At 68.8% G+C, this 25,622-nt stretch carries 26 protein-coding genes; 18 read left to right on the top strand and 8 right to left on the bottom strand.

The features are described 5' to 3' along the window. Window position 1: 1 nt before the first annotated feature. Both HWY45_RS21310 and HWY45_RS21315 read right to left on the bottom strand, forming a co-directional pair. Window positions 2-1,399 (bottom strand): aspartate aminotransferase family protein, encoded by a 1,398-nt coding sequence (locus HWY45_RS21310; protein WP_059884970.1) that lies wholly within the window; start codon window positions 1,397-1,399, stop codon window positions 2-4. A 56-nt stretch (window positions 1,400-1,455) separates the two neighbouring features. After that, a complete protein-coding gene (locus tag HWY45_RS21315; protein WP_059884972.1) occupies window positions 1,456-2,817 on the bottom strand; it encodes an APC family permease in 1,362 nt (453 codons plus the stop codon). A gap of 171 nt (window positions 2,818-2,988) precedes the next feature. On the opposite strand from HWY45_RS21315, the gene HWY45_RS21320 reads away from it, so the two are divergent. Both HWY45_RS21320 and trmB read left to right on the top strand, forming a co-directional pair. After that, entirely contained in the window at window positions 2,989-4,080 is a 1,092-nt protein-coding gene (locus tag HWY45_RS21320; protein WP_059884974.1) for an AraC family transcriptional regulator, read from the top strand. A gap of 380 nt (window positions 4,081-4,460) precedes the next feature. Continuing rightward, the gene (gene trmB, locus HWY45_RS21325) at window positions 4,461-5,228 is read left to right on the top strand and encodes a tRNA (guanosine(46)-N7)-methyltransferase TrmB (protein ID WP_059884976.1); all 768 of its coding nucleotides are present in this window, start codon (window positions 4,461-4,463) and stop codon (window positions 5,226-5,228) included. A gap of 112 nt (window positions 5,229-5,340) precedes the next feature. Here trmB and HWY45_RS21330 read toward each other — a convergent pair whose 3' ends face one another. The 3 genes from HWY45_RS21330 to HWY45_RS21340 form a co-directional block, all read right to left on the bottom strand. Next, complete coding sequence (locus HWY45_RS21330) at window positions 5,341-6,171, bottom strand: undecaprenyl-diphosphate phosphatase (protein ID WP_059565388.1); 831 nt, start codon at window positions 6,169-6,171, stop codon at window positions 5,341-5,343. Between the two features lie 80 nt (window positions 6,172-6,251). Beyond that, window positions 6,252-6,833, bottom strand: coding sequence for a DUF1439 domain-containing protein (locus HWY45_RS21335; RefSeq protein WP_059565387.1), 582 nt, complete (start codon window positions 6,831-6,833; stop codon window positions 6,252-6,254). A 44-nt stretch (window positions 6,834-6,877) separates the two neighbouring features. Continuing rightward, window positions 6,878-7,183, bottom strand: coding sequence for a zinc/iron-chelating domain-containing protein (locus HWY45_RS21340; RefSeq protein ID WP_059565499.1), 306 nt, complete (start codon window positions 7,181-7,183; stop codon window positions 6,878-6,880). Window positions 7,184-7,356: 173 nt separating this feature from the next. On the opposite strand from HWY45_RS21340, the gene hemN reads away from it, so the two are divergent. From hemN to HWY45_RS21360, 4 genes are all read left to right on the top strand, one after another. Further along, complete coding sequence (hemN, locus tag HWY45_RS21345) at window positions 7,357-8,742, top strand: oxygen-independent coproporphyrinogen III oxidase (protein WP_059884977.1); 1,386 nt, start codon at window positions 7,357-7,359, stop codon at window positions 8,740-8,742. A 77-nt stretch (window positions 8,743-8,819) separates the two neighbouring features. Beyond that, window positions 8,820-9,077 carry a hypothetical protein gene (locus HWY45_RS21350; protein ID WP_059565385.1) on the top strand — a complete coding sequence of 86 codons (258 nt, stop codon included), beginning with the start codon at window positions 8,820-8,822 and terminating at the stop codon, window positions 9,075-9,077. A gap of 101 nt (window positions 9,078-9,178) precedes the next feature. Beyond that, window positions 9,179-9,832 carry a protein-L-isoaspartate O-methyltransferase family protein gene (locus HWY45_RS21355; RefSeq protein ID WP_059565497.1) on the top strand — a complete coding sequence of 218 codons (654 nt, stop codon included), beginning with the start codon at window positions 9,179-9,181 and terminating at the stop codon, window positions 9,830-9,832. An 8-nt stretch (window positions 9,833-9,840) separates the two neighbouring features. Next, window positions 9,841-10,164, top strand: coding sequence for a rhodanese-like domain-containing protein (locus tag HWY45_RS21360; protein ID WP_059884979.1), 324 nt, complete (start codon window positions 9,841-9,843; stop codon window positions 10,162-10,164). Between the two features lie 123 nt (window positions 10,165-10,287). On the opposite strand, the gene aptA is transcribed toward HWY45_RS21360, so the two are convergent. After that, complete coding sequence (aptA, locus tag HWY45_RS21365) at window positions 10,288-11,616, bottom strand: omega-aminotransferase AptA (protein WP_059884980.1); 1,329 nt, start codon at window positions 11,614-11,616, stop codon at window positions 10,288-10,290. Window positions 11,617-11,910: 294 nt separating this feature from the next. Between aptA and urtA the strand changes: the two genes are divergently transcribed. From urtA to ureG, 12 genes are all read left to right on the top strand, one after another. Then, window positions 11,911-13,218 carry an urea ABC transporter substrate-binding protein gene (gene urtA / locus HWY45_RS21370; RefSeq protein WP_059565383.1) on the top strand — a complete coding sequence of 436 codons (1,308 nt, stop codon included), beginning with the start codon at window positions 11,911-11,913 and terminating at the stop codon, window positions 13,216-13,218. Between the two features lie 115 nt (window positions 13,219-13,333). Next, window positions 13,334-14,953, top strand: a complete 1,620-nt coding sequence (urtB, locus tag HWY45_RS21375; protein ID WP_081069909.1) for an urea ABC transporter permease subunit UrtB — start codon at window positions 13,334-13,336, stop codon at window positions 14,951-14,953. A gap of 1 nt (window position 14,954) precedes the next feature. Next, complete coding sequence (gene urtC / locus HWY45_RS21380) at window positions 14,955-16,142, top strand: urea ABC transporter permease subunit UrtC (protein ID WP_059884982.1); 1,188 nt, start codon at window positions 14,955-14,957, stop codon at window positions 16,140-16,142. Continuing rightward, the gene (urtD, locus tag HWY45_RS21385; protein ID WP_059565381.1) at window positions 16,139-16,996 is read left to right on the top strand and encodes an urea ABC transporter ATP-binding protein UrtD; all 858 of its coding nucleotides are present in this window, start codon (window positions 16,139-16,141) and stop codon (window positions 16,994-16,996) included. The genes urtC and urtD overlap by 4 nt, the downstream gene beginning before the upstream one ends. Window positions 16,997-17,000: 4 nt before the next feature. Beyond that, window positions 17,001-17,693, top strand: a complete 693-nt coding sequence (urtE, locus tag HWY45_RS21390) for an urea ABC transporter ATP-binding subunit UrtE (protein ID WP_059884985.1) — start codon at window positions 17,001-17,003, stop codon at window positions 17,691-17,693. Between the two features lie 166 nt (window positions 17,694-17,859). Then, window positions 17,860-18,735, top strand: a complete 876-nt coding sequence (locus tag HWY45_RS21395) for an urease accessory protein UreD (protein ID WP_059884987.1) — start codon at window positions 17,860-17,862, stop codon at window positions 18,733-18,735. Between the two features lie 261 nt (window positions 18,736-18,996). Next, on the top strand, window positions 18,997-19,299 hold the full coding sequence (gene ureA / locus HWY45_RS21400) for an urease subunit gamma (RefSeq protein ID WP_006406310.1): 303 nt from the start codon (window positions 18,997-18,999) through the stop codon (window positions 19,297-19,299). Window positions 19,300-19,309: 10 nt separating this feature from the next. Further along, the gene (locus HWY45_RS21405; protein WP_059565377.1) at window positions 19,310-19,615 is read left to right on the top strand and encodes an urease subunit beta; all 306 of its coding nucleotides are present in this window, start codon (window positions 19,310-19,312) and stop codon (window positions 19,613-19,615) included. A gap of 29 nt (window positions 19,616-19,644) precedes the next feature. Then, window positions 19,645-21,351: an urease subunit alpha gene (gene ureC, locus HWY45_RS21410; RefSeq protein ID WP_059565376.1), complete on the top strand. Its 1,707-nt coding sequence runs from the start codon at window positions 19,645-19,647 to the stop codon at window positions 21,349-21,351. Between the two features lie 17 nt (window positions 21,352-21,368). Continuing rightward, complete coding sequence (ureE, locus tag HWY45_RS21415; RefSeq protein ID WP_059884988.1) at window positions 21,369-21,974, top strand: urease accessory protein UreE; 606 nt, start codon at window positions 21,369-21,371, stop codon at window positions 21,972-21,974. Next, window positions 21,961-22,641 carry an urease accessory protein UreF gene (locus HWY45_RS21420; protein ID WP_059885074.1) on the top strand — a complete coding sequence of 227 codons (681 nt, stop codon included), beginning with the start codon at window positions 21,961-21,963 and terminating at the stop codon, window positions 22,639-22,641. Before ureE ends, HWY45_RS21420 begins: the two co-directional genes overlap by 14 nt. Window positions 22,642-22,655: 14 nt before the next feature. After that, window positions 22,656-23,303 (top strand): urease accessory protein UreG, encoded by a 648-nt coding sequence (ureG, locus tag HWY45_RS21425; RefSeq protein WP_059884990.1) that lies wholly within the window; start codon window positions 22,656-22,658, stop codon window positions 23,301-23,303. Window positions 23,304-23,359: 56 nt separating this feature from the next. Here the strand turns inward: ureG and waaA are convergent, their stop codons facing one another. Together waaA and kdoO are read right to left on the bottom strand one after the other, a co-directional pair. Then, window positions 23,360-24,697, bottom strand: coding sequence for a lipid IV(A) 3-deoxy-D-manno-octulosonic acid transferase (gene waaA, locus HWY45_RS21430; protein ID WP_059884991.1), 1,338 nt, complete (start codon window positions 24,695-24,697; stop codon window positions 23,360-23,362). Between the two features lie 37 nt (window positions 24,698-24,734). Beyond that, window positions 24,735-25,619 carry a Kdo hydroxylase KdoO gene (gene kdoO / locus HWY45_RS21435; protein WP_059565372.1) on the bottom strand — a complete coding sequence of 295 codons (885 nt, stop codon included), beginning with the start codon at window positions 25,617-25,619 and terminating at the stop codon, window positions 24,735-24,737. Between the last annotated feature and the right edge of the window lie 3 nt (window positions 25,620-25,622).

Raw genomic sequence — 25,622 nt, forward strand, 5'->3', positions numbered from 1 at the left:
CTCAGCGCATCGCGCGCGCATACGCGTCGGTAAGGATGTCACGGATCCGCGCGACGAACCACGCGATCTCGTCGCGCGACATCACGAGCGGCGGCGCGAACTGCACGATCGGCGTGCCCTCGTGGTCGACGCCGGCCCGGCACAGCAGCCCGGCCTCGAAGATTGCCGGCGCGAGCAAGGTCGACACGAACGCCTGCGCGCCGATGTCGGCCATCCAGCGCCGCGCGTGCTTGTCGGTCACGAGTTCGAGCGAGTAATGGTAGCCGTCGCCGCGCACGTCGCCGACACACGGCAATTCGAGCAGGCCGTCGAGCATCGCGCGGAAATACCCTTCGTTCTCGCGGACGTTCGCGAGCACGCCTTCCCGCTCGATGATCGCCAGGTTTGCGAGTGCGGCAGTGCACGCGACCGGATGGCCGCCGTACGTCGCGCCGTGCAGGAACATCTGCTGCGGCCCGCGCAGCACCGCGTCGACCACCGCATCGCTCGCGATCACGCCGCCGAGCGGAACGTAGCCCGACGCGATGCCCTTCGCGAAAGTCAGGATGTCCGGCTTCAGGCCATAGCGGCGCGATCCGAAATACTCGCCGAGCCGGCCAAACCCGCAGATCACTTCGTCCGCGACGAGCAGCACGCCGTGCCGGTCGCAGATCTCGCGCAGCCCGGCCGCGTAGCCGGCCGGCGGCGTCAGGCTGCCGCCCGCGTTCTGCAGCGGCTCGACGACGATCGCCGCGACCGTATCCGGCCCTTCCTGCACGATCAGCGATTCGATCTCGTCGAGCAGATGGCGCGTGAACTGCGCTTCCGTCTCGCCGGCCGGGCGGCCGTAGCGCTTGGTGTTGCCGACGTGCCGCACGCCGGCCATCAGCGGCTCGAAATGCTTGCGGAAGTGGGTCATGCCGTTCAGCGCGAGCGCGCCGAACGACGTGCCGTGATACGCGACGCGCCGTGCGATGAACTTGCGCCGCTGCGGCTCGCCGCGTGCCTGGTGGTACTGGCGCACCAGCTTGATCGCCGACTCGTTCGACTCCGACCCGCTCGACGTGAAGAACACGCGATTCATGCCGTCCGGCGCGAGCGTCGCGAGTTTATGCGCGAGACGGATCGCCGGCTCGTGGCCATAGCCCCAGTTGGTGGCAAACGGCAGCCGCGCCATCTGCGCGCGGATCGCGTCGCCGATCTCCGCGCCGTGGCTGTAGCCGACCTGCACGCAGTACAGCCCGGCCAGTGCATCGAAGTAGCGCTTGCCGTTCCGGTCGACGAGCCAGCACCCTTCGCCGCGGTCGAACACGGTCAGCGCGTTGTCGCCGTATGCATCGGCGTGCGTGAAGTGCATCAGCAGATGGCGCTTGGCCAGCGCCTCCAGATTCGCGTCGGGATTGACGTCAACACCGTTCATTGTTTCGCTCCTCCTTCACAGGTCAGGTTCACAACCGGGTTTCGATGACCGGCCGCTCAACTCATCGTCAGCGTCGGCGCGGGGCGCGTGAACCCGCGGGTCAGCCACAGCAGCTGGCAGAACCCGAGCGCGAGCCAGCCGATGCCGACATAGAACGTCTGGCGCGACAGTCCGGACCAGAGCCAGACATTCATCGCGAATCCGATTGCCGGGATCAGGCCGAACCCGATCCAGCCGGCAAGATTGCGGTGCTCCGGCCGCGCGAGATAGCTGCGCATCACGCACAGGTTCACGGCCGCGAACGCGACGAGCGCGCCGAAGCTGATCATCGTCGACGCGAGATCGAGCGTGATGAACAGCGCGGAAAGCGAGACGGCGCCGACCGCGAGCGTCGCGCGCACCGGCGTGCCGAGCCGCGCATGCAGGTGCCCGAAGACGCACCCCGGCAACACCTGGTCGCGGCCCATCGCGAACAGCACGCGCGTCACGCTCGCCTGCCCCGCCATCGCGCTGGCGAAGCAGCCGGCAACGTAGACCGCGACGAAGAACACCGCCAGCGTGCCGCCGCCGATGCGCTGCATCAGTTCGAGGCTGGCCGAATCGAGATCCTTGAATGCATGCCAGTCCGGAAAGACCACTTGCCCCGCGCAGGCGATCAGCATGAACAGCACGCCGCTCGACAGCGTGCAGAGCAGAATCGCGCGCGGGACGGTGCGCCGCGGCTCGCGCGTTTCCTCCGACAGCGTGGACACGGCATCGAAGCCCAGGAACGACAGGCACAGGATCGCCGAACCGGCGAGGATCGCGCGGGCGTCGCCCGCTTGCGGCAACGCCACCGCCATCGGCAGGCCCTGCCCGGATGCGAGCCGCGCCGATGCGGCCAGGAAGATCGCGATAAAGACCAGCTGGCTGGCGATCAGGATCAGGTTGACGCGATTGACGAGCTTGATGCCGACGATGTTCAGTCCGGTGACGAGCGCGATGCTCGCCACGATCCACACGCCGGAAGGCACGATCGGAAACAACTGCTTCATGTAGATGCCGATCGCCAGGTAGCTGATCATCGGAATGAACAGATAGTCCATCAGCAACGCCCATCCGACCATGAACCCGGCCGACGTGCCGAAGTTCCGGCTCGCGAACGTATAGGCCGAGCCTGCGCACGGCATCAGTCGCGCCATCTGCCCGTAGCTGCGCGCGGTAAACAGCATCGCGACCAGCGTGAGCGCATACGCGGCCGCGAGATGCCCGTTCGTCTCGCGGGTGACGAGCCCGTAGGTCGTGAACACCGTCATCGGCAGCATGTAGGCGAGGCCGAAGATCACCAGCGTGACGAGCCCGAGCGGGCGCGCAGGCGCTGGCCCGACGTGATCCGTGGCGCCGTCGGACGCAAGTCGATCCGGCCTTTGGCTCTGCATGCTGTCCTCACGTGGTCGCTCGATTCGAGGAAAAGTGTGGTGTGCCAAAAAGTCGAGGACGAATGAGAAAAGCGGACGTAATCGAGGGATATTTCCGGACGCACGGCCGCCACTGGCGTTGCGCGGCCGTTCCGGCTATGTTCTACGCAAACCACTCGCGGCGTCGGCAACATGATCGGCAGACCCCATCGCAATCAGAGCGGCGCGGAACGCAGCTTGCGTTCGTCGCTCGGACTGGCGCGTCCGGCCGGACGCCAGGAGGACATACCGGCCACCGTTCACGCCGTCGCGGCCGTGCTCGACGAGTGTCGCGTGCGACAGATCGACGGCGCTGCGTTGCTGGAAGGCACGGGGCTCGACGCGGACGAAGTCGCGTCGCCCACCACCTACGTGAACCGCAGCCAGGAGCAGCGCTGCTTCAGGAATCTCCTGCGGTGCAGCGGCGTGCCGTCGATCGGCCTCGCGATCGGCAGCCGGCTGCATGTCTCGACGCTCGGGCTGGCCGGCTACGCGATGCTGATCAGCGGCTCCGTCACGCAGGCGCTCGAATGCATGAGCCAGTTTCCGTTGTTCATGGGCCTCTACTTCGACGTGCGTGTCCATGCGCGCCCGCACGGCATGAGCGTATCGATCGGCCGGTACAACGGCGAGCCCGATCTCGCGGTGTTTCAAACCGACATGTGCGTGTCGAGCCTTCGCTTGATCGTGTCCGATCTCGTCGGCAAGCCGGTCTGGCCTTCGCAACTGCATCTCGCGCATCGCACGCCTCGCCATGCGGCCGAGTACGCGCGCCACTTCGGCTGCGACGTGAAGTTCAACGCGGGTGAAAATCGTCTCGTGTTCGAGACGGTGAGCGGCGCCGAGATCCCGCATCTCGCGAACGAGGTCAGCTTCAATGCGCTGCACGGCCAGTGCGAGGCGCTGGAGCGGCAGTGGGCCGCATCGATCGGGACGCGCTTCGCCGATCGCGCGAAGGAGTTGATGGGACGCGACCTGTCGCGCTTCAAGTCGATGACGTCGCTCGCGAACGCGCTGCACATGACGGAGCGCACGCTACGCAGGCGGCTCGACAAGGACGGCATCACGTTTCAGTCCTTGCTGGACGAAGTCCGCCATGAGGAGGCCGCCCGGCTGCTCGGCGACCATATGCTGACGGTTGCCGCGATCGCGGAACGCCTCGGCTACAGCGAACCGCGGAGCTTCCGCCATGCGTACCGGCGCTGGACGGGGCAACCGCCGCGCGCGAAGCTCGACGTGGACTGATTCGCCGCGCACATGCATGCGATGGAATCCTCATTGTTCCTGCCCGCGGATACACGCCCGACCGGCGGATGGCGCGCGAACCGCCCGCCGCATTGCATCTGCACGCTTCCCCCGCCGGCTGGACGGACGATTTTGCGCTGTGCTACTCTACCGACCCCTGCATGGCAGGCCTGTAGTCCGCGCCCGCCTGCCCGACGTTCAGGCAGGCAACCGGGCAAGCAGCGGAATGCAAGAGGAATCCCGGGCCGATGGCCGACTGTTCCGTCACCCGCCCCACATTCCGGCTGCGCCGCAGCCTGCGCGCCAGCCGCCTCGTCGAAGGCGGCTTTTTTGTACCGCGCGACGGTTCCCCGCCCGCAACCCAGCCATTCTCAGCACCGATGATGCACGACGATCCGAACGAAGCCGGCCTGCCGCCGCACGACGACGCCCTTCCCGACGAAACCGCCGATGGCGCGGACGAAGTCAATCCGCTGCACCGCCGCCGCATCCGCAGCTTCGTCACCCGCGCCGGCCGCGTGTCGACCGGCCAGCGCCGCGCGCTTGACGAGTTCGGCCCGCGCTACGTCGTCCCGTACACGCCGCAGATGCCCGACTGGAACGCGGTATTCGGCCGCCAGGCGCCGCGCGTGCTCGAAATCGGCTTCGGAATGGGCGCGTCGACCGCGGAAATCGCCGCGCTGCGCGCGGACGACGACTTCCTCGGCGTCGAGGTGCACGAACCGGGCGTCGGCGCGCTGCTGAAGCTGATCGGCGAGCAGGACCTCACGAACATCCGCATCATCCAGCACGACGCGGTGGAGGTGCTCGAACACATGCTCGCGCCGGAAAGCCTCGACGGCGTGCACATCTTCTTCCCCGATCCGTGGCACAAGGCGCGCCATCACAAGCGCCGGCTGATCCAGCCGCCGCTCGTCGCGCTGCTCGCGTCGCGCCTGAAGCCCGGCGCGTACCTGCATTGCGCGACCGACTGGCAGAACTACGCGGAGCAGATGCTGGAAGTGCTCGCTGCGGAGCCGTCGCTCGAAAACACGGCCGACGGCTATGCGCCGCGCCCCGACTACCGCCCGGTGACGAAATTCGAACGGCGCGGGCTGCGGCTCGGCCACGGCGTCTGGGATCTGGTGTTCCGCAAGCGCGCGGGCTGATCGCGCAACGCACCGACCCCATCAAGAAAAAAGGCCGGACCGGCATTTGCCGGTCCGGCCTTTTGCATGTGGCGCGCGAACCCGCCCGCGCGCCCGACGCCCCTGCCGCGCGTCACGACCAGTTCAGCCAGCCGCTGTAGCCGACGAGCAGCACGAACAGGCCGAACACGATCCGGTACCACGCGAACGCGGTGAAGTCGTGCGACGCGACATAGCGCAGCAGCCAGCGCACGCAGGCGAACGCGCTGACGAACGACGCGGCGAGCCCCAGCGCGAACAGGCCGATCGAATCGACGGTGAACGCGTGCCAGTCCTTGACGGTTTCGTAGAGCGTCGCGCCGAAGATGATCGGGATCGCGAGGAAGAACGAGAATTCGGTGGCGACGCGCCGCTCGAGGCCGAACAGCATCCCGCCGATGATCGTCGAGCCCGAGCGCGACATGCCGGGAATCAGCGCGAAGCATTGCGCGAGGCCGACCTTGAGCGCGTCGAGCGGAGTGAGCGCGTCGACCGACTGCACGCGCGGCGTCTCGCCGCGCTCGCGCTGCCGCGCCTCGGCCCACAGGATGATCGCGCCGCCGACGACGAGCGCGAACGCGACCGGCACCGGCGAGAACAGCACCGCCTTGATCTTCTTCTCGAACAGCAGGCCGAGCGCGATCGCGGGAATCGTCGCGATCACGACGTTGAGCACGAAGCGCCGCGCGTCGGGCCGGCTCGGCAGCCCCGCGACGACGGACACGATCCGCTGCCGATACTCCCAGCACACCGCGAGGATCGCGCCGAACTGGATCACGACGTCGAAGGTCTTCGCATGCGCGTCGTTGAAGTTCAGGAAGCTGCCCGCGACGATCAGGTGGCCCGTGCTCGATACCGGCAGGAATTCCGTCAGCCCCTCGACGACGCCGAGGATCAATGCCTTGCAGATCAGGATCCAGTCCATCCGTGGCCCAACTCCGAAGTGGTCAAAGAAAGGGCCGCGTCGTTACCGCCGCGGCCCGCCCGGCCGCGCGCGGCACGCCGTCATTTCTCGACGATCGCCACGCGTATGCCGTTTGTAAGAATTGTGATTGTACCGGGTTCGTAGTTCACGCCGGCAAATTGCAGCTGTTCGGGCTTGAACGTGTAGATCGGATAGTTGGTCAGCACTTGCGTCGCGATCATGCCGGCGGCCGCGCCGATCTGCTGCGCGTACATCTGCGCGTCGCCGTCGACCGTCAGGTTGTCGACGGCCGGCGCCTTGATCACGACCGAGCGGCTCGCCGCGTCGTATGCGAGCTGGCCGGAAACGGTGAACTTGCCGTTGACCGGCGCGCGCAGGAACGGGCTCGCGAAGCGCGCGTCGAGCTGCACCGCGATGCGGTTCTGGTCCGGCAGCAGGCCGACCACCGGATTGGCGAGCGATACGTCGGCCACGGGCGCGACGTTCTTCTGGTACGGAAACTTGCGCGCGATCGCCTTCTGCACGTCGTCGCGCGAGAACGTGTAGTGATCGGGAATGAACGGGAACGTCGATGCGCACGCGGCAAGCGACAGCGACACGCCCGCGGCGGCGGTGCATGCAACGAGGAAACGACGCCGGCTGAGGGCGCGACTGACGGTCATGCTGAATCTCCTGTGCGGACCAGGGCGCCCGGCCCCGTGCCGAATCATGCCGGCCGCGACGGCTGCGTCGCGGTTTCGAGCCGGGTGAGCCACGCGAGCGCGTCGGCGCGCGACGCGCCGCACATCTCCGCCGACGGCTGCAGCCCCGCGCAGCACGCGGGCCGCTCCGGCCGGCCGAAGATCCGGCAGCGCAGGTCGTCGCCGAGCTGCGCGCAGCGCACGCCGGCCGGCTTGCCGCCGGGCATCCCCGGAATCGGGCTGGAAATCGACGGCGCGATGCAGCACGCGCCGCATCCCTCGCGGCATGCGTGCGGCGGCGGGGTTTCGGCAGGCGCCGGGCGGGCAGGCAAATCGACGGACACTCGGCTCTCTCTGGCGGAACAACGGAAACATCGCGGCGGCCGCACAACGCGTGCGGCCGCCGCACCCCGCATTGTGCCATCGCTGGCTGCGACGTTATTACACAATGCAGGCCAATCGCGCGTTTATATACTCGAATGCATCTAAAAAGCGCGAGTCAACGATGAGCTCTGCCGACATCCTGTTCCGCCCCGATTTGCTCGCGAAGTACGGTGCAAACGGTCCGCGCTATACGTCCTACCCCACGGCGCTGCAGTTCCGCGACGATTTCGACCCCGCCGACTATGCACGCGCGGCAGGCGACCCGGGTGCGTCGTCGAGCGAGCTGTCGCTGTACTTCCACATCCCGTTCTGCAACACCGCGTGCTTCTACTGCGGCTGCAACAAGATCGCGACCAGCAACCACCGCCGCGCGCGGCCGTACCTCGACCAGCTGAAGCGCGAGATGGCGCTGCAGGCCGCGCTGTTCGACCCGGCGCGCCCCGTCACGCAGCTGCACTGGGGCGGCGGCACGCCGACCTTCCTGTCCGACGACGAGACGGCCGAGCTGATGGCGGCGACCCGCGAGCACTTCGCGCTCGCGCCGGACGCCGACGCCGAGTTCTCGATCGAGATCGACCCGCGCACGGTCACGCCGGCCACGCTCGTCCACCTGCGCACGATCGGCTTCAACCGGCTGAGCCTCGGCGTGCAGGATTTCGATCCGGCCGTGCAGCAGGCGATCAACCGCATCCAGCCGCTCGGCATGACGGCCGACCTGCTGAGCGCCGCGCGCACGACCGGCTTCCACTCGGTCAGCGTCGACCTGATCTACGGGCTGCCGCACCAGACGGTCGCGAGCTTCGACCGCACGCTCGAGACGATCATCGAACTCGCGCCGGACCGGCTGTCGGTGTTCGGCTACGCGCACATGCCGCACCTGTTCAAGATGCAGCGGCAGATCGACGACGCCGCGCTGCCGCCGCCCGCGACGCGCGTCGCGCTGCTCGGGCTCGCGATCGAGCGGCTGACGGCGGCCGGCTACGTGTACATCGGCATGGACCACTTCGCGCGGCCGGGCGACGAACTCGTGGCCGCGCAGCGCAACGGCACGCTGCAGCGCAATTTCCAGGGCTACAGCACGCGCGCGGACACCGACCTGATCGGCATCGGCGTGTCGTCGATCGGCAAGGTCGGCGACGTCTACGCGCAGAACGCGAAGGACCTGCCCGCGTACGGCGCGGCGCTCGACGCGGGCCGGCTACCGATTGCGCGCGGCGTGCGCCTGAGCGCCGACGACCGGCTGCGCCGCGACGTGATCACGCAGCTGATGTGCAACCTCGAGCTGCCGTTCTCGCACGTCGAGGCCGCGCACGGCATCCGTTTCGCCGACCATTTCGCGCGCGAGCTGGACGCGCTGCGCGCGTTCGAGCGCGACGGGCTGCTGACGATCGCCGGCGACCGCCTGACGATCCATCCGGCCGGCCGGATGGTCGTGCGCAACATCGCGATGGCGTTCGACGCGTATCTCGCCGCCACGCCGCGCACGTGCTACTCGCGCACGGTCTGAACGGCGGCCGCCGGCCGCGCACGCGCGGCCGGTTGTTGCTAAAGTGTGGGCCTCCCCCCAGCAGCAGAACCCCCACCATGCGCACCACCAAGGCGACCCACGCGGTCGAACGCCTGAAAACCCGCACCGGCAACCCGCACTTCGCGGCCGTCGCGATGGCGGGCGGCCTGTTCTATCTCGTCGACCGCGCCGGCGGCACGGCCGACAAGCGCTGCGAGCCGCTGCCGCTCGATGAATTCGTGAAATTCGTCGACGACCTTGGCCCCAAAAAGCCGCGCAAGGCCAGCAAGCTCGACCTCGCGTTCGAGGAACAGATCAAGAACAGCAAGCGATAAGCTTCATTGCAGGGCGTCTGAAGGCCGGCGCACCGCCCTGTTTGGTACAATCCGCAAGTTTTTCTCTCTCCGCTGACGGCCGACCAGGCTGCATGACCACCATGAATATCGAACAAGCGCGTTTCAACATGATCGAGCAGCAGATCCGTCCGTGGGACGTCCTGGATCTGGAAGTGCTGGAGTTGCTGGCGATCGTCAAGCGTGAGAATTTCGTCCCGGCCGCGTACCGCGACCTCGCGTTCGCCGACCTCGAACTGCCGCTGCCGGGCGGCCACAAGATGCTGTTCCCGCGCGTCGAGGCGCGCGTGCTGCAGGAGCTCGCGGTGAAGAAGCACGAGAACGTGCTGCTGATCGGCGCGGGCTCGGGCTACCTGACTGCCCTGTTCGCGCACCGCGGCCAGCACGTGACGGCGGTCGAGATCGATCCGGCGCTCGCGAAGATCGCCGAGGAAAACCTGCGCAACAATGGTGTGACGAATGCGGAAGTCGTGCTCGGCGACGGCTCGCGCGGCTGGCCGGCGAAGGCGCCGTACGACGTGATCTGCGTCGCGGGCGGCCTGCCCGTCGTGCCGCAGGAAATCCTCGAGCAGCTCAAGGTCGGCGGCCGCCTGTCGGCCTTCGTCGGCGGCCGTCCGGTGATGAAGGCGCAGGTGATCACGCGCATCGACGACAAGCAGTACCGCGTCGCCGACGTGTTCGAGACCTACGTCGACCATCTCGTCAACGCGGTCGAGCCGTCGCGCTTCAAGTTCTGAGCCCCGCCATGCAGATCCTGACGCCCGCGCTGCTCGCGCAATGGCTTGCCGACAAGAGCCGCCCCGCGCCCGTCGTGCTCGACGTGCGCGAGCCGTGGGAAATCGCGACCGCGCAGATCGCCGGCAGCGTATCGATCCCGATGCAGCAGATCCCCGCGCGCAGCGAGGAGCTCGACGACGAAGCCGAGATCGTCTGCGTGTGCCATCACGGGATGCGCAGCGCGCAGGTCGCGATGTTCCTCGAATCGCGCGGCTTCACGAAGCTGTACAACCTGCAGGGCGGCATCGACGCGTGGTCGCGCGACGTCGATCCGTCGGTGCCGCGCTACTGATCCGGCTTGGCCGGCTGCACCGCGCCAGCCACACCTCGGCGGCCCCACCCAGGCGGCCCCACCTAGGCGGCCCCATGAATTGCCCGACGGGCGCGCATCGCGCGCCCGTTTTGCTTTCCCGCCCTACTCCGTTTCCTTCAGCGCCTCGGCGACGATCGCGAACAGCTCGACGATCTGCGCCTCCTCGATGATCAGCGGCGGCGAGCACGCAAGGATGTCGCCCGTATAGCGGACCATCGCACCCTTCTGGTAGCACTTGACGAACACGTCGTAAGCCCGCGCGCCGGGCTTGCCGTCGCGCGGCGTCAGCTCGATGCCGCCGACGAGGCCGAGATTGCGCACGTCGATCACGTGGCGCGCGTCCTTCAGCTTGTGGATCTCGCGCTCGAACACGGGCGCCATCCGCGCGGCGCGCTCGAACAGCCCTTCGCGCTCGTACAGGTCGATCGTCGCGCACGCGGCGGCCGCCGCGAGCGGATGCCCCGAGTACGTATAGCCATGGAACAGCTCGATGCCGGCCGGCGCGCCGTTCACGATCGCGTCGTGGATCGCGCCGCTCGCCGCCACCGCGCCCATCGGCACCGCCGCGTTGTTGGTGCCCTTCGCCATCGTCAGCAGGTCGGGCGTCACGTTGAAGAACTGCGCGGCGAACTGCGCGCCGAGCCGGCCCCAGCCGGTGATCACCTCGTCGAAGATCAGCAGGATGCCGTGCTTGTCGCACACCTCGCGCAGCCGTTCGAGATAGCCCTGCGGCGGAATCAGCACGCCCGTCGAGCCCGCGACCGGCTCGACGATCACCGCGGCGATCGTCGACGCGTCGTGCAGCGCGACGAGCCGCTCGAGCTCGTCGGCGAGGTGCGCGCCCCACGCGGGCTGCCCTTTCGAGAACGCGGCCTCCTTGAGGTTCAGCGTATGCGGCAGGTGGTCGACCGACGGCAGCAGCGCGCCCGAATACGCCTTGCGGTTCGGCGCGATCCCGCCGACCGAGATGCCGCCGAAGCCGACGCCGTGATAGCCGCGCTCGCGGCCGATGAAGCGCGTGCGCTGCCCTTCGCCGCGCGCGCGATGATAGGCGAGCGCGATCTTCAGCGCGGTGTCGACCGCTTCCGAGCCGGAATTCGTGAAGAAGATGTGCTTGAGATCGCCGGGCGTGTGGCGCGCGATCCGCATGGCCGCCTCGAATGCCTTCGGATGGCCCATCTGGAAGGTCGGCGCGAAATCCATCTCCTCCGCCTGCGCCTTCACCGCCGCGACGATCTCGTCGCGGCAGTGCCCCGCGTTCACGCACCACAGCCCCGCGGTGCCGTCGAGGATGCGCCGGCCGTCGTGCGACGTGTAGTACATCCCCTTCGCCGACACCAGCAGCCGCGGCGCGTCCTTGAACTGGCGGTTGGCGGTAAACGGCATCCAGAACGCGGACAGGTCGGGCGTGTTCGTTTGCTGCTGACTCATGGACGGCTCCTCGGTGGGTTCGATCGGCGCGACGACACCGCGCCTTCAGGCTGCGACGCAAGTCGAAACCCGAGTGTAAGCACCGAAACCGTGAAGCACAATCGTGCACCAATAGTGCCCGCGGCACTGCACCGCGGCGGACCATTCGTGCCGCACCGCGCATCACGCGCACCGCGCCGCCGCCCGCGCAGGCACGTCCGCCGTGCATGTGCGCGACTGGCACATGCCTTGCGTAACCCTTGACGGTCGACGCCGAAACGGCGCGCACCCATCCAACACGTCAAGGGGAACTCGATGAAACGCCGCAGTCTGCTGAAGTTCGGATCGATGGCCGGCGCGCTCGCGCTGGCAGGCAAGAGCCCGTTCGCGCACGCCGCCGATGCCGGCACGGGGCCGATCAAGGTCGGCATCCTGCATTCGCTGTCCGGCACGATGGCGATCTCCGAGACGTCGCTGAAGGACACCGCGCTGATGACGATCGCCGACATCAACAAGAGCGGCGGCGTGATGGGCCGCAAGCTCGAGCCGGTGGTGGTCGACCCCGCGTCGAACTGGCCGCTGTTCGCCGAGAAGGCGCGCCAGCTGCTCACCCAGGACAAGGTGGCCTGCGTGTTCGGCTGCTGGACCTCCGTGTCGCGCAAGTCGGTGCTGCCCGTGTTCGAGGAGCTGAACGGCCTGCTCTACTACCCCGTGCAGTACGAAGGCGAGGAAATGTCGCGCAACGTGTTCTACACGGGCGCCGCGCCGAACCAGCAGGCGATCCCGGCCGTCGAGTACCTGATGAGCGCGGAAGGCGGCGGCGCCAAGCGCTTCTTCCTGCTCGGCACCGACTACGTGTATCCGCGCACGACCAACAAGATCCTGCGCGCGTTCCTGAAATCGAAGGGCGTGAAGGATGCCGACATTCAGGAGGTCTACACGCCGTTCGGCCACAGCGATTACCAGACCATCGTCGCGAACATCAAGAATTTCTCGCAGGGCGGCAAGACGACCGTGATCTCGACGATCAACGGCGATTCGAACGTGCCGTTCTACAAGGAGCTCGGCAACCAGGGGATCAAGGCGACCGACGTGCCGGTCGTCGCGTTCTCGGTCGGCGAGGAGGAGCTGCGCGGGATCGACACGAAGCCGCTCGTCGGCCACCTCGCCGCATGGAACTACTTCATGTCGGTGAAGAACCCGTCGAACACGAAGTTCAAGGACCAGTTCGCCGCGTGGGTGAAGGCGAACAACCTGCCCGGCGGCACGAAGCGCGTGACCAACGACCCGATGGAAGCGACCTTCGTCGGCATCCACATGTGGAAGCAGGCGGTCGAGAAGGCGAAGAGCACCGACGTCGACAAGGTGCGCGTCGCGATGATCGGCCAGGCGGTGACCGCGCCGTCCGGCTTCACGCTGACGATGGACGGCAACCATCACCTGCACAAGCCGGTGATGATCGGCGAGATTCGCGGCGACGGCCAGTTCAACGTCGTGTGGAAGACCAAGACCGCGATCCGCGCGCAGCCGTGGAGCCCGTTCATCGCGGGCAACCAGGGCAAGCCGGACGTCGTCAGCTCGATCCCGGCGTTCCTGCGCCGGCAGCGCGCGGCGCTGGCCTGACGCGCCGCGGGCCGGGGCGCTGCGCGCATGCGCGGCACGCCGGTTGCGGGCGTCTCCGCCGACGCCCGCGCAACGCCGCACGAGACTTCCCCTCCACGCCTGCCAGGACTTCCCGATGCCCAGATTCCTTCGTCGCGCCGCTGTCGCCGCCGTCGCGTGCGCCGCCCTCGCGGGCGGCCTGCCGCGCGCCGCGTTCGCGCTGACGGCCGCCGATACCGCCGCGCTCGCCGGCGACGATTTCGACGCGAAGACGGCCGCGATCGAACGGCTCGCCGCCGATGCCGATCCGCACGCCGTCACGCTGCTCAACGCGCTGTCGAGCGGCGACGCGCTCGCGACCGGCGACGGCCGCATCCTGATCCAGACCGGCGACACCGCGCACGACGCGCTCACGCAGGCCGCCGCGCCGCCCGGCGACGCGCAGCCGGTAACGCTGAACAACCTGCTGCGCACCAAGATCGCCGGCGCCTTGTCCGGCCTCGCGCTCGCGTCGCCGGACGTCGCCGCGCGGCGCGACGCGATCGACGCGCTGCTGAAATCGCCCGACCCCGCGTTGAAGCCGATGATCGACCGCGCCCGCGCGAAGGAAACCGACCCGTCGCTGAAGCGCCGCCTCGACGCGCTGTGGGCGATCGCCGCGCTGCACGACGCCGATTCCGCGAAACGCCTCGAAGCCGTGCAGGTCGTCGCCGCGCGCAACGATCTCGACATGATCGAGCAGCTGCGCCCGCTCGTCGCGAAGAACGCCGACGGCAGCTTCGCCGAACCCGACGCGCGCGTGCGCGACGCCGCGCAGCAGGGGCTCGACGCATTGCATGCGCTGCAGCGCCGCGGCGAGATCGCGGGCACGCTGTTCGCGGGCCTGTCGCTCGGCAGCGTGCTGCTGCTCGCGGCGCTCGGCCTCGCGATCACCTACGGGCTGATCGGCGTGATCAACATGGCGCACGGCGAATTCCTGATGATCGGCGCGTATGCGACCTACGTCGTGCAGACGCTGATCCAGCGCTACGCGCCCGGTGCATTCGACTGGTATCCGCTCGTCGCGGTGCCCGTGTCGTTCGCGGCGGCCGCGCTCGTCGGCATCGTGCTCGAACGGCTCGTGCTGCGGCACCTGTACGGCCGCCCGCTCGAGACGCTGCTCGCGACCTTCGGCGTGAGCCTGATCCTGATCCAGGCGACGCGGATGCTGTTCGGCGCGCAGAACGTGCAGGTCGTGAACCCGTCGTGGATGAGCGGCGGCGTGACGGTGATGCAGAACCTGATCCTGCCGTACAACCGGCTCGTGATCCTCGCGTTCGCGCTCGCCGTGGTGTTCGTCGCGTGGGCCGTGCTGACGAAGACGCGCCTCGGCCTGTTCGTGCGCGCGGTCACGCAAAACCGCCGGATGGCCGCGTGCGTCGGCGTGAAGACCGCACGCGTCGACGCCTATGCGTTCGCGTTCGGCGCGGGCATCGCGGGCCTCGGCGGCTGCGCGCTGTCGCAGATCGGCAATGTCGGCCCCGATCTCGGCCAGAACTACATCATCGATTCATTCATGGCCGTCGTGCTCGGCGGCGTCGGGCAGATCGCCGGCACCGTGCTCGGCGGCTTCGGGCTCGGCCTCGTCAGCAAGGCGATCGAGCCGTTCTGGGGCGCGGTGCTCGCGAAGATCGCGGTGCTCGTGATGATCGTGCTGTTCATCCAGAAACGTCCGCAGGGCATGTTCGCCCTGAAGGGACGCAGCGCGGAGGCTTGACGTGACTTCCATCACCGATTCGTTGTCGAACCCGGTCGCCGGCGCGCCGACGCCGCCCGCCGCCGCGCGCGTGCAGGACGGCTTCGCGCTCGGCCTGCCGCCGCGCCCCGCGCTGCTGTCGCGCCGCGCGTGGCTCGCGCTCGTCGCGCTGTGCGTCGCAATCGGCGTCGGCGTGCCGCTGGCGGCGCTCGTCGCGCCCGAGTCGAGCGCGTTCCATCTTTCCGCGTATGCGATGACGCTCGCCGGCAAGCTGATGTGCTACGCGATCGCGGCGCTCGCGCTCGATCTCGTGTGGGGCTACTGCGGGATCCTGAGCCTCGGCCACGGCCTGTTCTTCGCGCTCGGCGGCTATGCGATCGGCATGTACCTGATGCGCGAGATCGGCCGCGACGGCAAGTACGGCAGCGACCTGCCCGACTTCATGGTGTTCCTCGACTGGCACCAGCTGCCGTGGTACTGGAGCGGCACGAACCATCTCGCGCTCGCGCTGCTGCTGGTCGTGCTCGTGCCGGCCGTGCTCGCGTGGGTGTTCGGCTTCTTCACGTTCCGCTCGCGCGTGAAGGGCGTGTACCTGTCGATCATCACGCAGGCAATGACGTTCGCCGCGATGCTGCTGTTCTATCGCAACGAGACGGGCTTCGGCGGCAACAACGGCTTCACCGACTTCAAGCGCATCGCGGGTTTTCCGATCACGTCGCCCGGCACGCGCACGGTGCTGTTCCTGCTGACGTTCGCGACGCTCGTGCTCGCGTTCGTCGCCGCGCGCGCGATCGTCACGAGCAAGCTCGGACGCGTCGTCACCGCGGTGCGCGACGGCGAGACGCGGCTGATGTTCCTCGGCTACAGCCCGCTCGCGTACAAGCTGTTCGTGTGGACCGTGTCGGCGGTGCTGTGCGGCATCGCCGGCGCGTTGTACGTGCCGCAGGTCGGCATCATCAACCCCGGCGAGATGTCGCCGGGCAACTCGATCGAGATGGCGATCTGGGTCGCGGTAGGCGGGCGCGGCACGCTGATCGGGCCGATCGTCGGCGCGTTCGCGGTGAACGGCGCGAAGAGCCTGTTCACCGCGTATTTCGCCGAATACTGGCTGTTCTTCCTCGGCCTGATCTTCGTGCTCGTGCCGCTGCTGCTGCCGCGCGGGATCATGGGGCTGGTCGAGGCGGTCATCTCCAAGGGGAAACGCGCATGAACGGCACCGCCCTCTACCAGTTCGCGCCGCCGAGCGAAGACGAGCTGCTCGCGGTAAGCGGCACCGCGTCGATGGGGCGCGTCGTCACGCCCGGCATCGACACGTCGCACGGCACGATCCTGTATCTCGAGGACATCGAGGTGAGCTTCGACGGCTTTCGCGCGCTGAACAAGCTGTCGCTCGCGATCGACGCGGGCGAGCTGCGCTGCGTGATCGGCCCGAACGGCGCGGGCAAGACGACGATGATGGACGTGATCACCGGCAAGACGCGCCCCGACGCGGGCAAGGTGTTTCTCGGCCAGACGCTCGACCTGTCGCGCATGAGCGAACCGGAAATCGCGCGCACGGGCATCGGCCGCAAGTTCCAGAAGCCGACCGTGTTCGAGCAGCACCCCGTGTGGGAGAACCTCGAGCTCGCGATGCAGGCCGACAAGGGCTGGCTCGCATCGCTGCGCGCGCGGCTCGACCGCGCGGCGCAAGCGAAGATCGAGGAGACGCTCGCGCTGATCGGCCTCGAGGAGCACGCGTTCCGCGCGGCCGGCGAGCTGTCGCACGGGCAGAAGCAGCGGCTCGAGATCGGCATGCTGCTGATGCAGCGTCCCGCGCTGCTGCTGCTCGACGAGCCGGCGGCCGGGATGACCGACCACGAGACGATGGAACTCGCCGAGCTGCTGAACACGCTGCGCGGCACCTGCTCGATGATGGTCGTCGAGCACGACATGGAATTCGTCGCGGCGCTCGCGGGCGACACGGGCCGCGTGACGGTGATGGCCGAAGGCGCGGTGCTCGCGCAAGGCACGCTCGACCAGGTCAAGCGCGACGACGCGGTGATCGAGTCTTACCTCGGACGATGATGCAATGCTGAAGATCGATGCACTGAACCAGTACTACGGCGGCAGCCACATCCTGCGCAACGTGAGCCTCGCCGCCGACGACGGCAAGCTCACCGTGCTGCTCGGCCGCAACGGCGTCGGCAAGAGCACGCTGCTGCGCTGCCTGATGGGGGTCGTCGCCGCGAAGAGCGGCACGGTGTCGTGGCGCGGCACGGCGCTCGGCGCGATGCCGCCGTATGCGCGCGTCGCGGCCGGGCTCGCGTACGTGCCGCAGGGCCGCGACATCTTTCCGCGGCTCACCGTCGAGGAGAACCTGCTCGTCGGCGCGGCCAGCCGGCGCGCGCCGTCGAAAGTGCCGGATCGCATCTACGCGCTCTTTCCGGTGCTGAAGGACATGCGCGCGCGGCGCGGCGGCGACCTGTCGGGCGGCCAGCAGCAGCAGCTCGCGATCGGCCGCGCGCTGATGAGCGAGCCGCAGCTGCTGATCCTCGACGAGCCGACCGAAGGCATCCAGCCGTCGATCATCCAGGACATCGGCCGCACGCTGCGGCAGCTCGTCGACGAATCGAAGATGACCGTACTGCTCGTCGAGCAGTATTACGATTTCGCGCAGTCGATCGCCGATCGCTACTGGGTGATGAGCCGCGGCGAGATCGTCGCGGGCGGCGAGGCGAAGGACATGGAGACGAACGGCGTGCGGGAGCTGATCGCGGTCTGACGTGCGGCACGGCGGTAGGCACGATGGTACGCACGGCAGCGGATACGAGCAGCCGGTTCGCAAGACGCCCGCACGCGGCGCTTTCAACGAACGCGGCATCTGCATTATTGTTCCGGTAGCATCCACGTTCCTCGCGCCCGTTTCCCTCGTTTTCCGTTCGCCGCCGATGTCTGCCCCCGATTCGCACGCCTCGCTGTCCCGCCCCGCCGTTGCCAAGTCGTGGCGGGCCCGGCTCGAACTCGGCTTCGAGCGGCACGGCGCGCGCACGACGCTCGTCCACCGGCTGCACGACGGCCCGCTGCGCGTGCAGCGGCCGCTGTATCCGGAAGGCGACGCGATTTGCCACGCGGTGATCGTCCATCCGCCGGGCGGCGTCGCGGGCGGCGACCGGCTCGACATCGACATCGCGCTCGGCGACGGCACGCACGCGGTGCTGACCACGCCCGGCGCGACCAAGTGGTACAAGTCGAACGGCCTCGACGCGACGCAGCGCATCGGCATCACGGTCGGCCGGGATGCGAAGCTCGACTGGCTGCCGCAGAACAACCTGTTCTTCGACGCCGCACACGCGTCGCTCGACTTCACGCTGACGCTCGGCGCCGGCGCGAGCGCGATCGGCTGGGATGCGGCGCAGCTCGGCCGCCAGGCGGCTGGCGAAGCGTGGTCGGCGGGCCGCATCGCGGCAGCGTCGGCCTTCGTCGACGCCGACGGGCGGCCGCTGTGGGCCGAGCGCGCACGGCTCGACGCGCACGACGCATTGCGCGCCGCACCGCAGGGCCTGGCCGGCTTCCCCGTGTTCGGCACGCTCTGGGCGGCCGGCGCCGCATGCGACGCGGCACTCGCCGAAGCGCTCGCCGAGCGGATGCCGTTCGACGACACCCTGCGCGCCGGCGCGACCTGCGTGACGCCGGGCGTCGTGCTCGTGCGCGCGCTCGCCGTGTCGATGGAAGCGCTGCAGCGCCATTTCACCGAATGCTGGCTGCACCTGCGGCCGATCGTGCACGGCGTGGACGCGCGGCCGCTGCGCCTCTGGCAGACCTGATCCCGATCGCCGATCCCCTCGGCGCGAACGCACCACTTCGGCGCAGCGCCGTGCCCCGCGCTGCACGCCGCGCAGGCAGCGCGCACCACGAACGCGCATTCGCGTGCGCTTCGCATGCATGGCATGCGACTTGCTGCTTACAGATCCGATACACGGCGCACGCCGAATGGCGCGGTGCTACGATGGGCCGCGCTTAAGTGCTGCCCTTCGCACCACTGCAATGCGCCGAGAAAAATTACGTTTTCCTGAACGCTTGCCTTCATGAAACTGACTCCCCGCGAAAAAGACAAGCTGCTGATCTTCACGGCAGCGTTGCTGGCCGAGCGCCGCCGCGCGCGCGGCCTGAAGCTCAACTATCCGGAAGCGGTCGCGTTCATCACCGCCGCGCTGATGGAAGCCGCGCGCGACGGCAAGACCGTCGCCGAGGTGATGCACTACGGCACGACGCTGCTCACGCGCGACGACGTGATGGACGGCGTGCCGGAGATGATTCCCGACATCCAGGTCGAGGCGACCTTCCCGGACGGCACCAAGCTCGTCACCGTCCATCACCCGATTCCGTGAGGCCCTGCGCATGATCCCCGGCGAAATCCTCACCGACGACGGCGAGCACGAACTGAACGCAGGCCGCGCGACGATCGTGCTCACCGTCGCGAACACCGGCGACCGCCCCGTGCAGGTCGGCTCGCACTACCACTTCCACGAAGTCAACGACGCGCTGTCGTTCGACCGCGCCGCCGCGCGCGGCTTCCGGCTCAACATCGCGGCCGGCACGGCGGTGCGCTTCGAGCCGGGCCAGACGCGCACCGTCGAGCTCGTCGCGCTCGCGGGCGAACGCGCCGTCTACGGTTTTCAGGGCAAGGTGATGGGGCCGCTGTAAGCCGCGCCCCGCTCTTCAGGAACAGCAACATGACACTACGCTTGAGCCGCCGCGCGTACGCGGAGATGTTCGGGCCGACGACGGGCGACCGCATCCGTCTCGCCGATACCGAGCTGCTGATCGAGATCGAACGCGATTTCACGATCTACGGCGAGGAAGTGAAGTTCGGCGGCGGGAAGGTGATCCGCGACGGCATGGGCCAGTCGCAGCGCGTCGCCGCCGAGGTGCCCGACACCGTCGTGACGAACGCGGTGATCCTCGACCACTGGGGCATCGTGAAGGCCGACATCGCGATCAAGCACGGCCGCATCGCCGCGATCGGCAAGGCCGGCAACCCGGACATCCAGCCGGGCGTGACGATCCCGATCGGCGCGGCCACCGAGGTGATCGCCGGCGAAGGGCTGATCGTGACGGCCGGCGGCATCGACACGCACATCCACTTCATCAGCCCGCAGCAGATCGACGAGGCGCTCGCGTCCGGCGTCACGACGATGCTCGGCGGCGGCACGGGCCCCGCCACCGGCACCAACGCGACCACCTGCACGCCGGGCCCGTGGCACATGGAGCGGATGCTGCAGGCGGCCGACGGCTGGCCGATCAACCTCGGCTTTCTCGGCAAGGGCAACGCGAGCCTGCCGCAGCCGCTCGTCGAGCAGATCGCGGCCGGCGCGATCGGCCTGAAGCTGCACGAGGACTGGGGCACGACGCCCGCCGCGATCGACAACTGCCTGTCGGTTGCCGACGACACCGACACGCAGGTCGCGATCCACACCGACACGCTGAACGAAGCGGGCTTCGTCGAATCGACGGTCGCCGCGTTCAAGGGCCGCACGATCCACACGTATCACACCGAAGGCGCGGGCGGCGGCCATGCGCCCGACATCCTGAAGGTGTGCGGCGAGTCGAACGTGCTGCCGTCGTCGACCAACCCGACGCGCCCGTATACGATCAACACGCTCGACGAGCATCTCGACATGCTGATGGTGTGCCATCACCTCGATCCGTCGATCGCCGAGGATCTCGCGTTCGCCGAATCGCGGATTCGCCGCGAGACGATCGCGGCCGAGGACATCCTGCACGATCTCGGCGCGCTGTCGATGCTGTCGTCGGATTCGCAGGCGATGGGCCGCGTCGGCGAGGTGATCATCCGCACCTGGCAGACCGCGCACAAGATGAAGGTGCAGCGCGGCGCGCTGCCCGAGGACAGCGCGCGCCACGACAACTTCCGCGCGAAGCGCTATGTCGCGAAGTACACGATCAACCCGGCGCTCACGCACGGCATCGCGCACGAGGTCGGGTCGATCGAGCCCGGCAAGTGGGCCGACCTCGTGCTGTGGGAGCCCGCGTTCTTCGGCATCAAGCCGACGATGATCCTGAAGGGCGGGATGATCGCGATGGCGCAGATGGGCGACCCGAACGCGTCGATCCCGACGCCGCAGCCCGTCCACTATCGCGAGATGTTCGCCACGCGCGGCGGCGCGCTCGCGCGCACCTCGCTGACCTTCGTGTCGCAGATGGCGGCCGATGCGGGCATCGCCGAGCGCTACGGGCTCGCGAAGCGGATCGTGCCGGTGCGCAACTGCCGCAGCGTGACGAAGGCCGACATGATCCACAACGCGTGGCGCCCCGCGATCAGCGTCGACCCCGAAACCTACGACGTGATCGCCGACGGCCAGCTGCTCACCTGCGAGCCGGCCACCGTGCTGCCGATGGCGCAGCGTTATTTCCTGTTCTGATTCCCGGTTCTCGTTTCATGCGCACCATCGACAAACGCATTGCCCCGAACGTGAAGCTCGCCGCGTCGCTCGTTTCGCGCGCGCCGACGCTCACGCTCGCCTACGACGCCCGCTGCAGGAGCCGCCTCGCGGCGACCCTCGACACCGGCGAAGACGTCGCGCTCGTGCTGCCGCGCGGCACCGTGCTGCGCGACGGCGACGTGCTCGTCGCCGACGACGGCGCGCTCGTGCGCGTCGCGGCCGCGACCGAAACCGTGCTGCTCGTGCGCGCGCCGGATCCGCTGACCTTCACGCGCGCCGCGTATCACCTCGGCAACCGCCACACGCCGGTCGAGATCGGCGACGGCTACCTGAAGCTCGAGGCCGATCCCGTGCTCGCCGACATGCTGCGGCGGCTCGGCGCGCAGGTCGAGCAGGTCGATGCGCCGTTCCAGCCGGAAGCCGGCGCCTATGGCGGCGGCCACAAGCACGGGCACGACGCGACGTTCGCCGAGGATTACGCGCTCGCGCAGCAGGTGTTCGGCGAGCATCACGGCCACTCGCACTCGCACTCGCACGATCACGATCACCAGCATGGCCCGGGATGCGCACATGGGCACGGCCACGGTCATGACCACCACTGAACTCGTCGCGCTGCTGCACCTCGCATCGCCGGCGCTGCCGATCGGTGCGTTCAGCTATTCGCAAGGGCTCGAAGCGGCGCTCGACGCGAACCTGATCCACGACGCCGACACCGCGCGCGACTGGATCGCGAGCGGCCTCGCCGACGTGCTCGCGCATGGCGAACTGCCGTTCCTCGCACACCAGCTCGCGCGCTGGCACGCGCACGACGCCGACGCGCTCGCGCGCGAGAACGCGTGGTTCGTCGCGAGCCGCGAATCGGCGGAGCTGCGCCGCGAGACCGAACAGATGGGCTGGTCGCTCGCGCAGCTCTGCACGTCGCTCGAATGGGGCGACGAGGCACGCCGTGCAACGCTTGCGGCGATCACGCCGATCGCATTGCCGACCGCATTCGCCTATGCGGCGGCCGCGCACGACGCCCGCCCCGACGCGCTGCTCGCCGCCTATGCGTTCGGCTGGGTCGAGAACCAGACGGCCGCCGCGCTGAAGGCAGTGCCGCTCGGCCAGCTCGCCGGCCAGAAAATCATCGTCGCGCTGCGCGGCGCGATCGACGCGGCTGTGCAGCGCGCGCTCGCGACGCCGCCCGACCGGATCAACACGTTCGCGCCGCAGCTCGGCATCCTGTCCGCGCGGCACGAAACCCAGTACTCGCGGCTGTTCCGCTCCTGACCGACCCACACGCCATGAACGCACCCTACTCCCCGTCCGCCCACCGCACGAAGAAACTGCCGCCGCTGCGCGTCGGCATCGGCGGGCCGGTCGGCTCCGGCAAGACCACGCTGCTCGAAATGCTGTGCAAGGCGATGCGCGACACGTACGACCTCGTCGCGATCACCAACGACATCTACACGAAGGAAGACCAGCGCCTGCTGACGGTCGCGGGCGCGCTGCCCGAGGAACGGATCATGGGCGTCGAGACGGGCGGCTGCCCGCACACCGCGATCCGCGAGGATGCGTCGATCAACCTCGAAGCCGTCGACCGGATGCTCACGCGCTTCCCCGACGCGGACATCGTGTTCATCGAATCCGGCGGCGACAACCTCGCGGCGACCTTCAGCCCCGAACTGTCGGACCTGACGATCTACGTGATCGACGTCGCGGGCGGCGAGAAGATTCCGCGCAAGGGCGGCCCCGGCATCACGAAGTCGGACCTGCTCGTGATCAACAAGACCGACCTCGCGCCGCTCGTCGGCGCGAACCTCGACGTGATGGCGTCCGATACGAAGAAGATGCGCGGCGCGCGGCCGTACGTGATGACGAACCTGAAGGCGCTCGACGGCGTCGCGGACGTCGTCGCGTTCATCGAGAAGAAGGGATTGCTGAAGGTGTGAGCGGCAAGGCGGCGGGCGCATGCACGATGCGGCGCCCGCATTTGCCTACATCACGCCTACTCGTCCTGCGCGACCCGCTCGCCGTTCACGACGGGTGGCAGCAGTGCGGCCAGCACGTCGACCGAGCGCGCGGTCGCGCCGCGATGGCGCGCCGCGAATGCCGCGCCGGCCGCGCCCATCGCGATGCGCCGCGCATGGTCGGCGAACAGCGCGTCGAGCACGTGCGCGAGATCGAGCGGATCCTCGACCTGCAGCGCGGCGCCGGCCGCGACCGCATCGGCGGTCGCCTGCGTAAAGTTGAACACGTGCGGGCCGATCAGCACCGGCACGCCGACCGCGCATGCCTCGATCAGGTTCTGCCCGCCGAGCGGCAGCAGGCTGCCGCCGATGAACGCGACGTCGGCCGCCGCGTAATACGCGCCCAACTCGCCCATCGAATCGCCGAACAGCACCGTCACGTCGGACGGCAGCGGCGGCGCCGCCGGACGGCCCGCCGCGAGCGCGGCGGCATCCGCCGCCCAGGCCGAGCGCCGCACGCACTTGCGGTTGCTGCGCGCGACCAGCGCCTCGACTTCGCCGAAGCGCTGCGGATGGCGCGGCACCAGGATCAGCAGCGCGTCCGGCGTCTTGACCGCGTCGAACGCCTGCAGCACCAGCGCCTCCTCGTTCTCGCGCGTGCTCGCCGCGACCCACACCGGGCGCGTGCCGATCGCATCGCGCCACGCGCGGCCGCGCGCCGCGAGCTCCGGCGGCGTCGTCATGTCGAACTTCAGGTTGCCGAGCACCGCCACGTTGCGCGCGCCGAGCGACGTCAGGCGTTCCGCATCGGCCGGGCTCTGCGCGAGCACCCGCGAGAAGCCGCCGAACACGTCGCGCGTCGCCGCGCCGAACTTCGCCGCGCGCTTGTACGAACGCGCGGACATCCGCGCATTGGTCAGCACGAGCGGCACGTCCGCGCGGCGGCATTCGTCGATCAGCGTCGGCCACACCTCGGTTTCCATCACGAGGCCGAGCGTCGGCCGCCATGCGCGCAGGAAGCGCCGCACCGCGCCCGGCATGTCGTACGGCAGGTAGCAGCGCAGCACGCGATCGCCGAAGATCTGCGTGCCGGTCGCGCGGCCGCTCGGCGTCATGTGCGTGAGCAGGATGCGCGCGTCCGGGCGCGCCTTCATCAGCGCGTCGATCAGCGGCTGCGCGGCGCGCGTCTCGCCCACCGACACCGCGTGCACCCAGATCAGCGGCGCGCGGTCGTCCGGCCCGCGGCCCGGCCCGCAGCCGAAGCGCTCGCCGATATGCTCGCGGTAGCCGCGCTCCTTGCGCGAACGCACGACCAGGCGCACGACCGCGAGCGGCGCGACGAGCCACCACAGCGCGCGATAAATCACCCTCAGCATGAAGCGGCCACCTCGTGTCGTCGATTGCGGGGCGCGCTCAAACCAGGGCCCTGCCCGTGAGGCGCTCGAGGATGCCGAGCGGCGCGCATTCGCGCCGCACCATCGCGTCGACCGGCAGGAAGAAGGTCTGCTCGAGCATGAACTGGCCGGACATCACAGCGTGCGAAGTCTGATCCGAGAAACATATCCACACGCTGCCCGGCGGGAACGGCATGGTTTCCTGCGGGCTGGTCTTCTGGTAGTCGAGATCGGCCTTCATGCCGTCGTGCAGGTTCAGCATCAGGTGGTCGTACGCGCTGCGCGGCGTCTTCGTCACGTGCAGCAGGTTCAGCAGCCACGCGGAACCCGGCAATTGCGGCTTGATGCGCGGCAGGAAGCGCTTCGCGACGTCCTCGAACGGCTCGCCGACGCGCCACACGCGCGGCGCGCCGGCCGGGTTCACGTTGGTGAACACGCGCAGGATCCGCTCGCCGTAGTTCGGGCGCGACGGGAACGCGTCGACGTGCAGCCGGCTGTCGTCCTTGCGCCACGACGTCTGGCGCGTTTCGACCTGCATCAGGCGCAGGCTCGTCGGCGCGACGCGCAGCTTGCCGCGATATTCGGGGAAAAGGCCGTCGACGAGCGCGCCGGCCTGCTGCTGGAAGCGCGCGACGAGCGCGCGCACCGCCGACTGCGTGACGTTGTCGCCGAGCACGCCCGCGAGCGCGCCGCCGTTCGGCGCGAGGCTGATGTTCTTGCGTTTCGGGTCGGCCAGCGCCGGATCGAGCAGCGCTTCCTCGCCGCCTTCGATTGCGAAGCGCAGGTGCGGGAAATACAGCACCTTGCCCTCTTCGACCGCGGCCAGCAGCTGCTCGCGCGGCAGCGACAGATTGTGTCCGCGCCAGTCGGCGGACGAGACTTCGATGATCTGGGATTCGCTCATGGT

It is taken from the genome of Burkholderia stagnalis (assembly GCF_902830275.1).
Classification (GTDB): Bacteria; Pseudomonadota; Gammaproteobacteria; order Burkholderiales; family Burkholderiaceae; genus Burkholderia; species Burkholderia stagnalis.